This is a genomic window from Rickettsia endosymbiont of Ceutorhynchus obstrictus (assembly GCF_964026565.1).
In the GTDB taxonomy this organism is placed as follows: Bacteria; Pseudomonadota; Alphaproteobacteria; order Rickettsiales; family Rickettsiaceae; genus Rickettsia.
The window spans coordinates 1,290,904-1,307,382 of record NZ_OZ032162.1 but is presented as its reverse complement, the minus strand read 5'-3'; the positions used below and the strand labels follow the sequence as shown (position 1 = coordinate 1,307,382).

Sequence of the window (16,479 nt, the reverse complement as noted above, 5' to 3'; positions counted from 1 at the left end):
AGAGTCTATCAGTAAATAAGTGTTAACAAATCAGTTTATTAAGCATTAACCGAATCATAGCAATATAAATCTGATTAGTAGCAGATTTGACAGTATGTTCGTAATGTTTACTTAACCTTCTGAAATTATTTAACCAACCAAAAGTACGCTCTACTATCCATCTAATCGGTAAGATTTCAAATTTTTCTGATTTTCTCTTTACTACAGATAACAATGATTTTGTATTCAAAAAACACCAATTTTGTAAATTACCACTATAGCCTCCATCTGCAAAAAATCTTTCAATTGATGGATATTTATTCTTTGCTACAAGCAAGCTTTCTTTAGCACCGTCCCTATCTTGTATACTTGCTGAATGTACATTAACAGCTAGTAATAAACCATTTGCATCTGTTACTATATGACGCTTTATTCCTTTTATCTTTTTACCGGCATCATACCCTTTTACTTCACTTCTTTGCGTATTCTTAATTGATTGCGAATCAATTATTCCAATTCTCGGATTTGCTTTTTTTCCCCATTGATTCTCGGCATCTTGAAACCAGTTCTTCATTTATCTTTTGCCATAATCCTCTACGATTCCATTTATTATAATATTCATTAACTATTTTATAATTTGGATATTCTTTTGGTAAATATTGCCACTGACACCCTGTACGGCTCTGATAAAATATTGCATTTACTATTGATCTTCTATCTATTTTTATTTTCCTGCCTTTCTTCTTATAGGCAAAATATTCTTTTATTATTTCCCACTCTTCATCCCGTAATTCACTTGGATAGCTCATAGTTCTTTTGCTTTTTTGCTACCTTATATAACATTTCTTCTTCTATTTTTCTACTCTTTATTCTTTAATTTTTATTTACTGATAGGCTCTAATACTGGGTATATCTAGTAAAATAAATAGTACAATTACTACATGGGCTACTGCTTAATGGCGCCAATAAGGCTCTTATCGGGAATGAGTTAATTCAATTTCAAAATGCCGAGCTTATCAAAGATCAGAAATATAAGTTAACTAGATTGCTACGAGGCAGAAGCGGCACGGAATGGGCAATTAATAGCCATAAAATCAGTGATAAGTTTATTCTTTTAAATAATGAAATTATTAGCGTTCCTATACCCAATAATTTAATCGGCAAACCCGTAAATTACAAAGCCGTAACTCTTGGCAAAACTCTTGCCGAAACTGACAGCTTCACTTTTACCTATATCGGCAGAGCTTTAAAGCCCTTTGCTCCGGTTTACGCACAAGCTACAAAAGATGCAGAAGGCAGTATAATAATTAGCTGGATACGTCGGAGTAGAATTGACAACGATTGGCGGGACTATGTTGATATACCGATTGGCGAAACTCTAGAAAAATACGAAATCGATATAAGCAAGAAAAAGAAATTAATCAGAACTTTAGAAACTACCACCGAATCAGTTACTTATACAAAAGAGCAAATAAATAACGACTTTAGAAATCCCCCGGTAGAACTAACCGCCACTATTTACCAACTATCCGCTCAAATCGGCAGAGGCTACAGCACTACTATAACCCTTAACTAAAATAATTATATGTATACAAATCGGTTAAAACTGCCGCTTATCCATAGCGGGCAGGCACAGAAGGAAATTACCCATAACGAAGCGTTAAATATGCTTGACGTACTAGTAAATTCGGTAATTCACGAGATTAATATAACCTCGCCGCCTGATTCGCCAAGACCGGGGCAGTTATATATAATCGGTCAAAATGCTACCGGGGAATTTGCAAATCATTCAAATAAAATAGCTCAAAGGCTCGATAATAGCTGGCGGTTTATTATTCCCCATAAATGGTTAGAAGTTACCCATAATAAAGATGGAACAAAATACCGATTTACCGGTAAAAGCTGGGAGCAAATCGACGTTTCAGCTTTATCCGTTACGCCTGTGCAAGTTCAAAATGATTATCTAATTAAAAAAGGTAGCGGCGAGTATTTGCAAATAATGCATTTGGAGGAAGATGTAAAATTATCGGGGGAATATACGGACACGACAATAAAAATACCGCATCACACTTACGTCATTGCCGTTAATATCAGGGTTCTAGAGGAAATATATGGCTGTAGCTCTTTTAGCGTCGGAGTTACGGAAGATACTAAACGATAATAACAATTTCATTAGCGGTTTAGTCAAAATAACCGTCCAACTACTAAAACCCCATGGCTCTTGGCACTGGGAATAATACACTCATCAAAACCATCAACATTAACAAAAAGGTATTTTTATGAAAACATTACAAGGATTTAGAACAATTATATTTAATGGAACAGCATTATTAACAGCTTGGCTTGCTGATTTAAATATTGAATTACCGGAAGAGCAAAAAACGGCAATAAGCGTAACTTTTATAGCAATTATTAATATTATCTTAAGGCTAATCACCAAAACCCCGATCGGCAAAAAAGAGGCAGCAGAACCACTGAAGAATAAGGCAATCAAAAATAATTGAGGTTACGTTAAATGTCCACTCAAAAACTAGCAAAACAGTTAATCAAGCAATTTGAATCCTTAAGGCTTGTTCCTTATTACTGCCCTGCAGGTCGTAAAACAATTGGCTATGGTCACGCAATAAAACCCCATGAGCAAGCGCAATTAGATAGTGAAATAACTAAAGAACAAGCCGAGCGATTACTTGACGAAGATGTTAAGCAAGTACAAATGGATTTGAGCAGATATTGTCACGTTCATTTAACCGTTAATCAAAAAGCGGCTTTAATCTCTTTTATTTTTAATTGCGGTAGCGCAGCCTTTAGAAACTCAACACTATTAAAAAGGTTGAACGAAGGTAAATATGCTGAGGCTGCCGATCAATTCCTCCGATGGGTCTTTGTGAAAGACAAAGAACTTAAAGGACTAGTGAAGCGTCGTAAGCTGGAGCGGGCTATATTTTTAGGTGAGGTGGATTTATGTTTGCTAAGCGTTAAATATAATTTAATGTTGCAATCAAAGACAATACCTACTACAGCCCTTTGACCTCTCTAGCTTAGCATCTCGGCCGAAGTATCGGTATTTACAAGAATTTTACACATTTAAATATTATACTGACCTAATAAAACTGATTGTATTTTCTTGGTTTATAGTAAATTGACTTGAAATAGGGATGTTGTTACGCGTCGCTCATCTATTATTATAGGCATCACTCCTTGCGCCTAGTCTCTAATTCAATTGAATTTACTATATAATAAACTTCTTCCTTCATCTTCACCGAGCATATTAGTAGTAGTTACATCCATATCTATCGTATCGGCTTGAAGAGTATTTGAAGTTATTTCAGGAGTAGTTAAAACATTACTTTCATCTTCAAATAATGCTTTTAGCTCAATATTTTTACTCTTCATCATCTCAAGAAGACTCTTCCCATCACTATTTTTAATATCTATATTCGCTCCTTTGATGAAGAATAATTTTACTAACGGTATATTAACCGTATGCTTACATAATAAATAATACAAGGCAGTCTCTCCATCAACATCTTGAGCATTTATCTTAGCACCGCTCTTAATCAAAAGCTCTATTATTTCCAAATTTTCTCTAAAGGCCGCAAAATGTAAAGGAGGGAGTCCCCATGACGTCGCAATATTGCTATCTGCACCCTTTTTAAGTAAAAATTTTACGACGTCTGCCTTATCTTCATCTATCGCTTTAAACAAGATGGTTTCGCCTGAGAGATTCCTAATGTTTATAGTTTTGCTTAAATTATCACTACTCGTTAAATTAGCTCCTTTGTCAAGCCAAAATCGCATTGCTTTAATATCACCATCTTTTAATGCTGAAAATAATTGGCGATTTTCGTCTTTCATTGTAATTATATCTGGATTCAACATTAAAATCTCTCCGTACTTTTAGTTGTTATTCATATAAGAATATATACGCTCTAGAGTAAATTATGTAAATAATTAGTTTAAAAATCAAGAATATATCGGCTTTAAAAGCAATATAGTTTATTTCTGCCAATGATGCGGTTACTATAGGGCAAATCTCTACTTACAGTTAAGCTGTAAGTAAGTAGCAATAAATATTTATTATAAGCTATAAGAAGAGATTTCCTGCTCTTCGCCAGTTAGAATTACTCCATTAGCATTTAATTCTAAATTATTTATAGTAGTAGGAATGTTTGTGGTAGTAGAATTTTCAGGTTTTATACTTTTTTGAAGCTGTGGCGATATAAAATTCTCAAAATACTGAGAATATGCTTCACTTTTTTTTGCCAGAGATTCTTCAATTAGAAACTCATTTTTAAAATCTTCTTCTAGAAATATGCTAATAGTTTCCTCTCTTATTTTAGTATCCAATAAATCACATATTTGTTTTAACCCTTTCTCAGTAGCTAAACTTAAAGGGGTTTCGCATTTAAAATTTTTAAAATTAATAGCCTCTTTACTCATTTTAGATATCAATAATTTACTGACGTCCTCTAAATCATTACGTATAGCACAAATTAATGCTGTATTACCATCCTTATTAATAGAACTAATAGCCTCTTTGCTCATCTTAGATATCAATAATTTAGATAATTCTTCCCACCCTCTTTTAGTTGTCCAGCTTAATATTGTATTACCCTTCTCAGTAATAACATTTAAAGTAGCATCATCCATTATTGGTATTAGTAATTCGCATATTTTCTCCATTCGAGACTTAGCAGCCCAAATTAAAGCTGTGTCCCCATACTTATTAATAGCATTAATACTCTGAACATTCATTTTAGGTATAAGCAATTCACAGCTTTTTTCCCATCCTTTACTCGCCACGATCATTAATAGAGTAAAATTTTCTTTATCTTTAGAGTTAATAGCTTGGTTACTAATTTTAGGTATTAGTAATTCACAACTCTTTTCTAAATCGTTATCTAATGCTACAGAAAATGCTGTTTGCTTTTTATTATTTACAATATTAATGGTTTCATTATTCATTTTAGAAATTAGCGTCTCACATATAATATTAAAACCTTTTTTAGCTGCCCAAATTAGTGCCGTGTCCCCTTTTGCATTAATTGAATTAATAGCTTCATCATTCATTTTAGGTATTAACAAAGTACATGTTTTCTCTAATCTATAATTAGCCGCATATATCAATGCTGTATTACCATTTTTTGTAATAGAATTTATGGAATATGTATTCATTTTAAAAATTAGCAATTCACATACATTTTCTAATCTTTTTCTGGCAGCGGACATTAACGCTGTAACTCCATAATCATTAATAGCATTAATAGCTTCTTCGCTCATTCTTGATACTAATAATTCAGATACTTTACCTAACTTTCTGCTAGCTGCTGCCGATAGAGCTGTATGCCCTTTATTATTTATTGCATTTAAAGCTTGATCATTCATTTTGTATATCAGTAACTCGCATATTTCTTCCAAATTGTTTAATGCTGCAAAAGTGAATATTGTATTCCCATCGCTATTTATTATATTTAATTCAGCTGGAGTCATTCGTTTTATTAAATCTGTAGCTTCTTGTATATTTTTTGCTTGTATTGTAGTGACTAATTCTTCCCACATAATTTTATATCCTAAATTTTTTATACTTGATCCAGTATTGATTTATATTAGTATTTATAATTAAAACTCGCTCTAAACAAATGTGCTATTTTATTTGAGGAATAATTACTTATACAGACTTTTTAGCAACCTCCTAAAACTACCATACTGAAGAAGTTTCAGTATTGGTTCAATCTATTTCCATCGAACCGCTTAACGTAACATCCTCTCTAGCATCATCAACCTTATCATTATTTTCTTTAAGCTTTGTATTCATATCATAATCAATAGTTGTTTCTTGCTTTTTTCTTAAAACTGATAAGGCTACTTCTTTATTATAGCAAGCAAGAGTATGATCCTGCTTATATTTAATCGCTTGATCATAAGCAATGATCGCTTCTTTATATCTATTGGAAGAAACCAAGGCATCGCCCTTACAATTGTAAGCATCTGCAAATTCCATATCTAGTTTGAGTTTTGTAGCTTGATCATAAGCGATTCTAGCTTCTTCATTTCGTCCTAAAGCAAATAAGGCATCACCCTTACCGTTGTAAGCATCACAAAAATCAGGTTTGAGCCTTATAACCATATCATAAGCAATAACTGCTTCTTTATAGTAGCCTAAGAGAAATAAAACTATTGCTTTATTACAGTGAGCAAGCGTATGATCACATTTATATTTGATAGCCTTATCGTAAGCAATAATTGCTCCTTTGTAGTCACCTAAAGCGGATAAAGTATTGCCCTTACCGTTATAAGCTTCAGCAAAATCAGGCAGGAATTTTATAGCCATATCATAAGCAATAATCGCCTCTTCATTTCGTTCTAAGTCAGATAAGATATTACCTTTGCAATTGTAAACATCTGCATAGTTTGGGTTGTATGTGATAATCCAATCGTAAATTGTTATTGCTTGCTGTTGATAATTTAAGGCAGATAAGGCATGAGCTTTAACAAACCAATCTTCAACATTATAACAACCTAGCTTTTCTGCTAAATTAAAGCATTCAATAGCCTCATATTTTTTGCCTATAGCAGATAAAACTCTAACTAGTTGATAATGAGCTATAATATAATTAGGACTTAACTCTATAGCTTGACTTAGACATTCTAGTGCTTGCATATAATTGCCTAAAAAACGTAAAACATTACCTTTTTCTGTGTAAGCCTGCACATACCAAGGACACAGGCTTATTGCTTTAGTAAAGTACTCTAAAGCTTCTTGCACTTTATTTTGTTTGTAATAATAATCTTTGCCTTTTAGATAATAAGCTTCTGCTATATCTTCTTCTACTTTAGAAAAAGCAGAATTGTTACGGTTATTTTTGTTATAAGAATTATATACAAATCGTTTCATAACTTTTTCCATAATTAAATGTTGCTATGAATATACTGTCGTATTATGAACTGGTAAAACACTAAGCTTTTAAAAAAATATTTTCAACTATAATTTAATTAATATTTTATTTATACCTTTAATTATATTTCTCTTGCCTTCTTAAACTTCTTAATTATTATATTCTTAATAATTAGTTAACATTATTTTTTTTAAACAAAAATTTAATATTTAAGAAGGTAAGTATGGGATCACACTTTGTCAAGGCAGCGGCACACCAGGGAGTAAAGCACGGAGTACATCAAGCTGCAAATCATTCAACACAGCATCTAAACAATTCAGTACGACCTGTAAGTCAAGCAAATCGTGTTATGAAGCATACGTCAAAGCACGCATCACATAGAGCCGCTGATACACAACAACATACTCCTTCGCCTAATGCTAATTTAAATCCTAACAGTGCTAATACTACCGCTACAAATATTAATGATAGAATTGCTGATTTTAATATTGACTTGCAAATAAAAGAATCTCCGCAAAAAAATATTATTAATTTTGAGGCTAAAAAAATAGATGATGAGCAAGCCATTAAAATTGCTCAAAATTTAAAAACAAATAAAATTTTAACTCAGCTTTATCTTCATAATAATGAAATAGGAGATAAAGGAGCAATAGCAATAGCAGAAGCTTTACAAATAAATAATACCCTTAAAGTGCTCGACCTTATGAATAATAAAATAGGAGATGAGGGGCTGAAAGCAATTGTTAAAGCTTTAATACAAAATACTACTCTTACTTCTCTTGAGCTTATGGGTAACAATATAAGCCCAGAAGGCATAAAATCAATAATAGAAGATTTAAACAAAAATACTCATATTACTTATTGTAACCTTTCTATAAATCAGCCGCCTAAAGTTCAAGAAATTTTGCAAAGAAATCGTATATTAGAAGAAGAAAACAATAAAAAAGCAATTGAGTTAAATAGTGAAGGTGATAGTTTAAGAGATCAAGGTGAATATAAAAAAGCAATAGAAAAATATAGTGCAGCCATAGAGTTAAATAGTAAGCCTTTATATATTACTAATCACGAAAAGGCAAAAAAGAAATATGAAGAACAACAAAAACAAAAGTTAATAAATGTTTTAAAAGATAAGGACTTAATACAACAAGCTAATGAGTTAGAGAACGGAGGCACTACCCTTAATTTTAACTTTCAAAATCTAAATGAGGAACAAATAAACTTTATTGCAAAGAATATAAAACTCATTGCAAATAATATAAAAATTAGTACTACACTGACTAGTATTAGCCTTTCAGGTAATCAAATAAGTGAAGAAAATTTAACGCTAATTATTGAAGCTTTAGAAATAAATAATACTATAGTCAGGGCTGACTTGAGAGGAGCTAATCTACAGGATAAAGAAGCAAGATTAATTGCTGAAGTTTTAAAAGTAAATCTTAATTTAACTCATCTTTATATTAGCGAAAATAATATAGGAGCTATAGGAATAAAAGCAATAAGTGACGCTTTAAAAATAAATCCTACCACATGTATGGACCTCCCCAATAATGCAAGAAAAAAATAATATTTAATAGTCAACAAGCAAATGCAGTCATGTATTCGGCTTATAATTGATAAATTACTTTAAATTTATCACTTTAAATTTATCAATTAGCCCTGATGGAATTCGCTACCTACTAACTTTTACTTATCACTTTTCCGGCTTCATTAGAGCCTGTGCGGTAATCAGTTTTTTTGTAGGTTAAGGTTTGTCTTATTTACCATCAATATTATTATCTCACGCATATTTCAGGTTGGAATATATTAGTCTCTATTTTAGAGTAATACTTATTAATATTTTATTTACTAAATTTTGTTAACTTATCAGTTACAAACTTTAGTTTCATTATAATCATTGCCGGTGCGTAATACTGCAAATACTACTCGTGCTAATTTATTCGCTATTGCAACAGTAGTTTTATTATGCCCACATCGTTCTAATAAATTAAACATCCATTTAGTAAATTTACTAAAATCTTTTTTATTTTTTTGTGCTTCAGTTGTAAACCTTAGCTTAGCATTTAATACCGCTCTTGCTCCTTGAATTAATAAAGTACGTAAATAAGTATCACCTCTCTTGCTTATACTAAGTAACCTTTCTTTACCTCCACTCGAATATTGTTTTGGTACTAAACCAAGCCAAGTTGATAATTGTCTACCATTACTAAAATTTTTTGCATTACCTATCGAAGCTATTAATGCTGTAGCAGTAATTAAACCTATACCGGGTATAGCTGTTAATCGTTTATATTCTTCTAACTCACCTGCTAGTATTTTTAATCTTTTTTCTAACTCTATTATTTTTTTATCATTATCTACAAATTCTTCTTTCAACTCGCTAAACGTTTGATAACTAAGACGGCTTAAAGTTTCACTATCTAAAATCTCTGTTAATTTACTGATAACTTTATTTATCCCTTGTGGAATAATTAAGCCAAATTCATACAATAATCCTCTAATCTCATTAGCTAGTGCAGTACGATTTCTTACTAGCCTTGCTCTTATTCTATGAATTGATAAAATATCCTGCTGCTCTACACTTTTGATTGGTACAAATCTCATATTTGGTCTCGCTACTGCTTCGCATATTGCTTCTGCATCAGCTTGGTCGTTCTTATTAGTTTTAACATATGGTTTTACAAATTGTGGTGCTATCAATTTAACCTCATGTCCTAATTTTGTTATTTCTCTTCCCCAATAATTAGCTCCGCCGCATGCCTCCATTCCTACTAAACATTTTGGTAAATTAGCTATAAAGCTTAATACTTGATCCCTAATCAATTTTTTCTTTAATATTGTCTTGCCGTTTTTATCTACTCCATGTATTTGAAAAATTCTTTTTGCAATATCTATGCCAATTGTGTTAACTTCCATTTGGACCTCCTTATTGTTGTCTAGGATTAATTTCCTATTCTAGAACTATAACTACTGTTATTGATTCTGTATATAGGGAGGTCCATTCCATTACTTTTGTATCTTGACCTTCACAATAATAAGATGGGGGATGAAGGAGCAAGATTAATAGCTGAACTCCTGAAAACAAATACTAGTTTAATATATCTTGATCTCGCAATGAATAATATAAGCAATGAAGGAGCGAGAGCAGTTATTGAGGCTTTGCGAAAAAATATTAATATTACAGATTTAGATTTAGGACAAAACAATATAGATCATGAAAATATGGAAATAATTGAAGGTTATTTACAAAGAAATAAAAGCTTCATAGAGGAACAAAATATATTTCAAACAATAGTAGAAGATATAAATACTAAAATAGTTGATAGTAAAACTATTAATGATAATGATAAACCAATGATGCAAGATCTAATAAAAAATGTAGCACATAAAGGTGAAGCTCTAATATATAAGGCCGGCATAGAACAAATAACAAATTATATGCAGGAACTTTTAAGTAAAAGTAAAATTACTAAAGGAAATATTATAGATTTAGCAGATCAACTTAATGAAGTGATAGACTACCAAAACATAAATTATGATGCAATTATATTGGGTGTGGATAGTGCATTTATGTAAATTGCACCTAATCCTAATTAATTTACTATATAAAAAAAATTTTAACTAAAAACTATGAAAAATTCATTATTTAACCGAGAGAATAATTCAGTAACGAAAGATGCAGCTTATTACTTCCAAGAAGGAAATGCTTTTTATTTCTTGGGCGAATTGCACAAAGCAGTGGCTTCATATACTGAAGCCATAAAATTAAACTCTGCATGTGTTAATGCTTATTATAACAGAGGAATAGTTTATTCCACTATACAGCGGGGGACTTATAGCCAATGTGATGATTTTAAAAAAGTAATAGAACTAAACCCGACCGATGCAGAAGCTTATTTTAACCAAGGAAACAGAAGTTTATCTGTTTTGGGGCGGAGACCGGAAGCATATTTAGAAACTCTAGAATATTATAATCATGCGATAAATCTTAATCCTAATTTTGCAGATGCTTATTTTAATAGGTATAAAATTTTACTTACTTTAAATAAACCTGAAGAAGCAATTATTGATGGTAAAAAAGCAATTGAATTAAAAACCTCTACTACTTTCCCTTATAATAATGGAGTACCTTTAAAGGATTTGCCTAATCTTAATAAAGACCCCAATCAATTAATTTATGATAATAATATAAGGCTTAAAATGGAAGATAATAATGAGGCGCTTATATCACCATTAGTGAAGAATCAAAAAACTTTGGATATATATGATCAAAATATCAAGGATAATTATTACAATAAAGGAAAACTCTTAAATAGTATAGGATATGAAGAAGAAGCTTTTGTTTCTTTTTCGAAAGGGCTAGAAATCAACCGAAGTAATATTAATCATGAAGTAGTACAAGCTAGAAAAGCTTTATTAAAACAGCTAACTTCACTACACACGATTACTAAGGAAATGCAAAATATATTGAATAATTCTGATCAAGCTAACCCTGAAGTAAAAAAATTAATCTATTTTCTGAAAGAATTCCGAAAAGCTAAAATTAGCATTACTGAACAAGCTTTTGAAAATTTAGAAATACAAGCAAAACAAGACTTATTTAATAAAACTCATTTAACTGTTCTTAGTAAGCAAATAACCGATATACAATTACAAGCAGAAGAAATACGGAAACAAATAGATAAATTTAAAATACCACAGGCAACTCAAGAGACAGAAGATAACGATTTAGTACTAATTACAGAAATAAAAGAAATATTAGAAAAAAATATTGCTACTCATTCAGCATCCTCAGGCGATAAAGCAGTAATGCAAAGCCAAATAAATAATATATCAAGCAAATTACTGAATTTTAAAGATAAAATAGAAGTACAACAAACAATAGAAGCAATGAAGCAGTTTATAAATAACAAAAGTAATATTATTACTAAAGGGTGGCTCTTTGGAGTAGACGATTATTTAGATAAACAAATTGCATTACAAGGAACAGTTGAATTAAACAATAAATTAAATCCTAATTTAGCTCAAGAAGCAGTTAATAATAATGATGAGCTTGGTTTAGCAGGTTCAACAAATTTAGAATATAGTGAAACACCTTTAAATTTTTAGTTAAATATCTATTGCATCCTTAAATGCTCCTTATTATTTGTTGATAGCTCATTTTTAACAAAATATTTAAAATTATAGAATTTAATAAGGATATAGTTATGTTTAGATGGTTTCAACCCTCAAATGAAGAGTTAATAAAAGCAATAAAAGCAAAAAACGAATCAGAAGCACAAAGCTTAATTACACAAATGAATACAAACGAATTAAGCAAAGTTGATAAATACGGCGAAACAACTTTAATTTGTGCTGCAAATAAAGAATTAGAAAAAGTTTGCGAGCTGCTTATATCTAAAATGTCTAATAAAGCTATTAATCATGTTAATAATAACGGCGATACAGCTTTAACTGTGGCAGCCGGTAATGGCTTAGAGAAAGTTTGTGAAATGCTTATTAATAAAATGTCTAATAAAGCTATTAATCAGATTACTAATAACGGCGATACAGCTTTAACTGTGGCAGCCGGTAATGGCTTAGAGAAAGTTTGTGAAATGCTTATTAATAAAATGTCTGATAAAGCTATTAATAATGTTAATAATAACGGCTATACGGCTTTAACTTTTGCTGTCAGTAGTGGCTCAGAAAAGATTTGCGAATTGCTTATTAATAAAATGTCTAATAAAGCTATTAATCACATTACTTGTGACGGCACTACGGCATTAACTTTTGCTGTCAGTAGTGGCTCAGAAAAGATTTGCGAATTGCTTATTAATAAAATGTCTGATAAAGCTATTAATCACATTAATAATGATGGCTATACGGCATTAACTTTGGCTGCTCGTAGCGGCTTAGAGAAAGTTTGTGAAATGCTTATTAATAAAATGTCTGATAAAGCTATTAATCACGTTAATCATTACGGCAATACGGCATTAACTTTGGCTGCTCGTAGCGGCTTAGAGAAAGTTTGTGAAATGCTTATTAATAAAATGTCTGATAAAGCTATTAATCACGTTAATCATTACGGCAATACGGCATTAACTTTGGCTGCCCGTAGCGGCTTAGAGAAAGTTTGTGAAATGCTTATTAATAAAATGACCGATCAGGCTATTGATCATATTGGTAAAAACGGCAATACGGCATTAACTTGGGCTGTTGGTTATGGTTTAGAAAAAGTTTGTGAAATGCTTATTAATAAAATGTCAGAGCAAGCTATTAATCAGATTAATAATAACGGCGAAACTGCATCGAGCTTAGCTACAAAAAATGGTTTTAAAAATATATGTGATTTATTGACGAATAAAAAAGATAATTTAGCTAATAAAGCAAATATAGAAAAGGAACAAGAAGAACAACAGCAGAGCCTACAGTTGAAACAAGCAACTTCAGTGACACATGAGAATAAGCTGGCAGAGATAAAAGATTCAGCTAAAGAAGTAACAAAACAAGATACAACTCAAGCAAGTCTTATGGCTTTAGAAGAAAATATTTACGACTTACTAACAAAAATGATCGATAAATTAGAAAATGCCGGTACTATTAATACTAACAAAAATAACATACTTAACAAAATGCAAAAGTTAGAGAAAAATCAAATTAACTTACAAAATATAGCGAGCATTATACAAAGCATTATAAATAGTAATAAAGTAACTAGGGGAATGCTGATTGATTTAGAAGATGAAATTGATAATATGATATCGCAACAAACTAAAATAGATAGCCTAACACGTATAGATCAATTAAATATATTTAAGCTGGTAGTAGCAAAGGTAATTACTAACTTAGAAAATGACAACACTGTTACTGCAAACAATAAAGTTGTAATGCAAAATTCTATAAATGAAATAATAAACGGAGTATCGAAATTAACAAATGTATTCCATATAGAAAAAATAACGGCTCGTATGGAAAAGTTTACTACCAAACAAATTACAAGAGGCAAGCTTATAGATATAGACGACGCAGTTAAGGCAATTATAGCACCGCAAATGAATAAAGCAACAAACAACGATGTACCAACATGTGCAGTCACAGAAATAATTTACGATAAGCCGCTTTTAAATCATCCTAAATTGCTGCAAGCTGCCGTAAATAGTAAACTAAGCTCTGATTTAATCCAAGAAGCAATTAATAATAATGATGAGGAGCTTATTTTAACCGGATTAATAAGCGTATGGTATGATGTAACAACAATAGAGTAAATTTTATTAAAATTAAATATTTAGGGTTGGTACTAATGCATAACAAGGCTTAACGAAAGCTTGAACTAAGGCTAATCTAAACTGGTTAAAGGTTCGCATTGCGTACCACGCTCCCCGCCAGGTCTGGACAGTTAGCCAATTTTTCGAGTTCTGTGAACGGGAAAGCCAGTTGGTAATGCACCTTGCAGCCCTTCAGCTCTAGGTTCGCAAATATGAAATTTAAAAATTCACGTTTTTCGGAGTCAGTCATATAATTTGTGTAAGTTGAAAAAAAGCAGATAAAGAATTACTGTAAAAAATAACAACTTAAGCAAAGGAAATTATGGCTAAAAAATTAGAACAAGAGACAGCAAAAACAAATATAAATAATGAACTAGTAGAAGAGCTATTATCGCAAGCTAATCCTTCTGAGCTATTTGGTAAAGATGGACTGTTTCAGCAACTAAAGAAGCGTCTAGTAGAAAGAATATTGGAAAGTGAACTAAATCATGAATTAGGTTATTCTAGGCATAGCAAAGTAGCGAAGATAGATAGCAATCGTAGGAATGGTACAACAGAAAAAACAATAATAGACGAGAGCGGTCAAAAAATAGTAATTGATGTACCACGTGATAGAGATAGTGAGTTTGAACCGCAACTAATCCCTAAAGGAGTTAGAAGATTTTCCGGATTTGACGATACGGTTATTTCCCTCTACGCTCGAGGTATGACCATGAGTGAGATACAAGCACATTTAGAAGAAATCTACCATACAGAAGTTTCCAAGGAGCTTATCTCTACCATTACCGATGGAGTAATGGAAGATGTAATAAGATGGCAAGCTCGAGCATTAGATAGGATATATCCGATTGTTTATTTAGACTGTATAATGGTAAAAGCAAGAGATAATAATATGGTTATAAATAAAGCTGTTTACCTTGCTATTGCAGTTAATACAGAAGGTAAGAAAGAGTTACTTGGTATTTGGATTAGCAAAAATGAAGGTGCAAAATTTTGGATGCAAGTTGTAACCGAGCTAAAAAATCGTGGTATAGAACAAATTTATGTAGCATGTATTGATGGGCTTAAAGGCTTTAGAGATGCCATAAACAGTATCTTTCCAAATACTATAGTACAGCTTTGTATCGTGCATATGGTTCGTAATTCTGTAAAATATGTTTCTTATAAAGATCTTAAAGAAGTAACGGCTGACTTAAAACAAATCTATACAGCAAATAATGAGAGCATGGCAAATTTAGCATTAGAAGAGTTTGCTAAAAAATGGGATAGCAAATATCCGGTTATTTCTGATATATGGAAACGTAATTGGACTGGAATAGTGCCTTTTTTTGCCTTTCCGGAAGAAATTAGAAGGGTCATCTATACTACTAATACGATTGAATCGGTAAATCGTCAAATCCGTAAAATTATCAAAAATAAGGGAGTTTTTCCAGATGATAAATCTATTACAAAAATCGTCTTTCTGGCTCTAAAAAATGCTGCAAAAAAATGGACCATGCCCATTAGAGAATGGTCCCTTGCTTTAAATCAATTTGAGATACTTTGCGGAGATTTTAAATATGAATTATTAGAAAATGAATTTTAGATACTTACACAAAATTTATGATTGACTCGTTTTTCGGGAATCGTCGAACCTTTAAAAGTTTCATACGCATTTGTCGTTACATTTATAAAATCTAAAAGCTTTTTGGAAAGCTTATCGTCTATACCGTCATAACTCTTAATTAACTCGCTTAATTCACATTGACGCTCTTTTAATTGCGATTTCTTACGTAAAAACTCCTCTCTAGTTAAAACACCATCCGCTACTAAATCTACTAACGAATCAAGCTTATTTTGAATCTTTGTATGTTCTTCTCTTAATGCCTTTACTTCACCGCTCATTTCATCAGCTCTGCCTCGGTTAATATCTTTTAAATAGTCCATAGTTTGTTTAAGTATTTCAGGGTCTTTAATTTTCAAGCCTTTAAGTATATCTTCAACTTGCTTTATTACTTCGTCCTCTCTAACCAACTGTACAGCGTCATTCATAAAGCTTGATACAAGCAAATTTTTTGACATTCGCCTGTGTTCATGTATTTTTAACGGCTAGCGCAAGCTTGCCTTTAAATTCATCTTGTCTAAACCTTTATGAATTTAGCTGTATATGAAGTAATTTGGTGAGATAGAAAATGCCTGTTTCAGCGATAAAGAAATCTTAGATACTGTTAACAAAGGTATTTTAATTATCTTTGTTAACAGTGTCTAATAAGATCGTGTTCCTCTACATAGCGGAAATCGCGAACATCCGTAAAATTTGTTTTTATCCCACTTTCTTTTTCGTACAATCATTGCAGAATTACAGCGCGGGCATTTCACAT

General features: G+C 31.5%; 17 protein-coding genes. 9 read left to right on the top strand and 8 right to left on the bottom strand.

What is annotated here, in order from left to right; genetic code table 11:
• Window positions 1–22 precede the first annotated feature (22 nt).
• Complete coding sequence (locus AAGD64_RS07415) at window positions 23–553, bottom strand: IS5 family transposase (protein WP_253307782.1); 531 nt, start codon at window positions 551–553, stop codon at window positions 23–25.
• The gene (locus AAGD64_RS07410; RefSeq protein WP_341792942.1) at window positions 483–788 is read right to left on the bottom strand and encodes a transposase; all 306 of its coding nucleotides are present in this window, start codon (window positions 786–788) and stop codon (window positions 483–485) included. The genes AAGD64_RS07415 and AAGD64_RS07410 overlap by 71 nt, the downstream gene beginning before the upstream one ends.
• A gap of 236 nt (window positions 789–1,024) precedes the next feature.
• On the opposite strand from AAGD64_RS07410, the gene AAGD64_RS07405 reads away from it, so the two are divergent.
• The 4 genes from AAGD64_RS07405 (at window position 1,025) to AAGD64_RS07390 (ending at window position 3,007) form a co-directional block, all read left to right on the top strand.
• A complete protein-coding gene (locus AAGD64_RS07405; protein WP_341792941.1) occupies window positions 1,025–1,555 on the top strand; it encodes a hypothetical protein in 531 nt (176 codons plus the stop codon).
• Window positions 1,556–1,564: 9 nt separating this feature from the next.
• Window positions 1,565–2,140: a DUF2793 domain-containing protein gene (locus tag AAGD64_RS07400; protein WP_341792940.1), complete on the top strand. Its 576-nt coding sequence runs from the start codon at window positions 1,565–1,567 to the stop codon at window positions 2,138–2,140.
• A 118-nt stretch (window positions 2,141–2,258) separates the two neighbouring features.
• Window positions 2,259–2,483 carry a hypothetical protein gene (locus AAGD64_RS07395; RefSeq protein ID WP_341792939.1) on the top strand — a complete coding sequence of 75 codons (225 nt, stop codon included), beginning with the start codon at window positions 2,259–2,261 and terminating at the stop codon, window positions 2,481–2,483.
• An 11-nt stretch (window positions 2,484–2,494) separates the two neighbouring features.
• Window positions 2,495–3,007 (top strand): lysozyme, encoded by a 513-nt coding sequence (locus tag AAGD64_RS07390; RefSeq protein ID WP_341792938.1) that lies wholly within the window; start codon window positions 2,495–2,497, stop codon window positions 3,005–3,007.
• A 188-nt stretch (window positions 3,008–3,195) separates the two neighbouring features.
• Here the strand turns inward: AAGD64_RS07390 and AAGD64_RS07385 are convergent, their stop codons facing one another.
• The 3 genes from AAGD64_RS07385 to AAGD64_RS07375 all read right to left on the bottom strand — a co-directional run bounded on the left by AAGD64_RS07385 (window position 3,196) and on the right by AAGD64_RS07375 (window position 6,874).
• A complete protein-coding gene (locus AAGD64_RS07385) occupies window positions 3,196–3,834 on the bottom strand; it encodes an ankyrin repeat domain-containing protein (RefSeq protein WP_341792937.1) in 639 nt (212 codons plus the stop codon).
• Window positions 3,835–4,056: 222 nt separating this feature from the next.
• The gene (locus AAGD64_RS07380) at window positions 4,057–5,538 is read right to left on the bottom strand and encodes an ankyrin repeat domain-containing protein (protein ID WP_341792936.1); all 1,482 of its coding nucleotides are present in this window, start codon (window positions 5,536–5,538) and stop codon (window positions 4,057–4,059) included.
• A gap of 169 nt (window positions 5,539–5,707) precedes the next feature.
• Window positions 5,708–6,874, bottom strand: coding sequence for a tetratricopeptide repeat protein (locus AAGD64_RS07375; protein ID WP_341792935.1), 1,167 nt, complete (start codon window positions 6,872–6,874; stop codon window positions 5,708–5,710).
• Window positions 6,875–7,098: 224 nt separating this feature from the next.
• Between AAGD64_RS07375 and AAGD64_RS07370 the strand changes: the two genes are divergently transcribed.
• Entirely contained in the window at window positions 7,099–8,439 is a 1,341-nt protein-coding gene (locus AAGD64_RS07370) for a hypothetical protein (RefSeq protein ID WP_341792934.1), read from the top strand.
• Window positions 8,440–8,738: 299 nt separating this feature from the next.
• Here AAGD64_RS07370 and AAGD64_RS07365 read toward each other — a convergent pair whose 3' ends face one another.
• Window positions 8,739–9,788: an IS110 family transposase gene (locus AAGD64_RS07365; RefSeq protein ID WP_341792650.1), complete on the bottom strand. Its 1,050-nt coding sequence runs from the start codon at window positions 9,786–9,788 to the stop codon at window positions 8,739–8,741.
• Window positions 9,789–9,848: 60 nt separating this feature from the next.
• Between AAGD64_RS07365 and AAGD64_RS07360 the strand changes: the two genes are divergently transcribed.
• The 4 genes from AAGD64_RS07360 (at window position 9,849) to AAGD64_RS07345 (ending at window position 15,704) form a co-directional block, all read left to right on the top strand.
• Window positions 9,849–10,448 (top strand): hypothetical protein, encoded by a 600-nt coding sequence (locus AAGD64_RS07360; protein WP_341792933.1) that lies wholly within the window; start codon window positions 9,849–9,851, stop codon window positions 10,446–10,448.
• A gap of 54 nt (window positions 10,449–10,502) precedes the next feature.
• Window positions 10,503–11,981: a tetratricopeptide repeat protein gene (locus AAGD64_RS07355; protein WP_341792932.1), complete on the top strand. Its 1,479-nt coding sequence runs from the start codon at window positions 10,503–10,505 to the stop codon at window positions 11,979–11,981.
• Window positions 11,982–12,079: 98 nt separating this feature from the next.
• Window positions 12,080–14,119 (top strand): ankyrin repeat domain-containing protein, encoded by a 2,040-nt coding sequence (locus AAGD64_RS07350; protein WP_341792931.1) that lies wholly within the window; start codon window positions 12,080–12,082, stop codon window positions 14,117–14,119.
• 322 nt (window positions 14,120–14,441) lie between these two features.
• A complete protein-coding gene (locus AAGD64_RS07345; RefSeq protein ID WP_341792930.1) occupies window positions 14,442–15,704 on the top strand; it encodes an IS256 family transposase in 1,263 nt (420 codons plus the stop codon).
• Here the strand turns inward: AAGD64_RS07345 and AAGD64_RS07340 are convergent.
• Window positions 15,701–16,180, bottom strand: a complete 480-nt coding sequence (locus AAGD64_RS07340) for a hypothetical protein (RefSeq protein ID WP_341792929.1) — start codon at window positions 16,178–16,180, stop codon at window positions 15,701–15,703. The two genes, AAGD64_RS07345 and AAGD64_RS07340, sit on opposite strands and share 4 nt — an antisense overlap.
• 183 nt (window positions 16,181–16,363) lie before the next feature.
• Entirely contained in the window at window positions 16,364–16,450 is an 87-nt protein-coding gene (locus AAGD64_RS10630; RefSeq protein WP_366518266.1) for a hypothetical protein, read from the bottom strand.
• Window positions 16,451–16,479 lie beyond the last annotated feature (29 nt).

Excerpts from the sequence above, each read along its gene's own strand:
- AAGD64_RS07410 (WP_341792942.1), bottom strand. The coding sequence starts at position 788 with ATGAGCTATCCAAGTGAATTACGGGATGAAGAGTGGGAAATAATAAAA.
- AAGD64_RS07355 (WP_341792932.1), top strand. The coding sequence starts at position 10,503 with ATGAAAAATTCATTATTTAACCGAGAGAATAATTCAGTAACGAAAGAT.
- AAGD64_RS07395 (WP_341792939.1), top strand. The coding sequence starts at position 2,259 with ATGAAAACATTACAAGGATTTAGAACAATTATATTTAATGGAACAGCA.
- AAGD64_RS07400 (WP_341792940.1), top strand. The coding sequence starts at position 1,565 with ATGTATACAAATCGGTTAAAACTGCCGCTTATCCATAGCGGGCAGGCA.
- AAGD64_RS07350 (WP_341792931.1), top strand. The coding sequence starts at position 12,080 with ATGTTTAGATGGTTTCAACCCTCAAATGAAGAGTTAATAAAAGCAATA.
- AAGD64_RS07340 (WP_341792929.1), bottom strand. The coding sequence starts at position 16,180 with ATGTCAAAAAATTTGCTTGTATCAAGCTTTATGAATGACGCTGTACAG.
- AAGD64_RS10630 (WP_366518266.1), bottom strand. The coding sequence starts at position 16,450 with ATGATTGTACGAAAAAGAAAGTGGGATAAAAACAAATTTTACGGATGT.
- AAGD64_RS07380 (WP_341792936.1), bottom strand. The coding sequence starts at position 5,538 with ATGTGGGAAGAATTAGTCACTACAATACAAGCAAAAAATATACAAGAA.
- AAGD64_RS07375 (WP_341792935.1), bottom strand. The coding sequence starts at position 6,874 with ATGAAACGATTTGTATATAATTCTTATAACAAAAATAACCGTAACAAT.
- AAGD64_RS07390 (WP_341792938.1), top strand. The coding sequence starts at position 2,495 with ATGTCCACTCAAAAACTAGCAAAACAGTTAATCAAGCAATTTGAATCC.
- AAGD64_RS07415 (WP_253307782.1), bottom strand. The coding sequence starts at position 553 with ATGAAGAACTGGTTTCAAGATGCCGAGAATCAATGGGGAAAAAAAGCA.
- AAGD64_RS07385 (WP_341792937.1), bottom strand. The coding sequence starts at position 3,834 with ATGAAAGACGAAAATCGCCAATTATTTTCAGCATTAAAAGATGGTGAT.
- AAGD64_RS07365 (WP_341792650.1), bottom strand. The coding sequence starts at position 9,788 with ATGGAAGTTAACACAATTGGCATAGATATTGCAAAAAGAATTTTTCAA.
- AAGD64_RS07345 (WP_341792930.1), top strand. The coding sequence starts at position 14,442 with ATGGCTAAAAAATTAGAACAAGAGACAGCAAAAACAAATATAAATAAT.
- AAGD64_RS07370 (WP_341792934.1), top strand. The coding sequence starts at position 7,099 with ATGGGATCACACTTTGTCAAGGCAGCGGCACACCAGGGAGTAAAGCAC.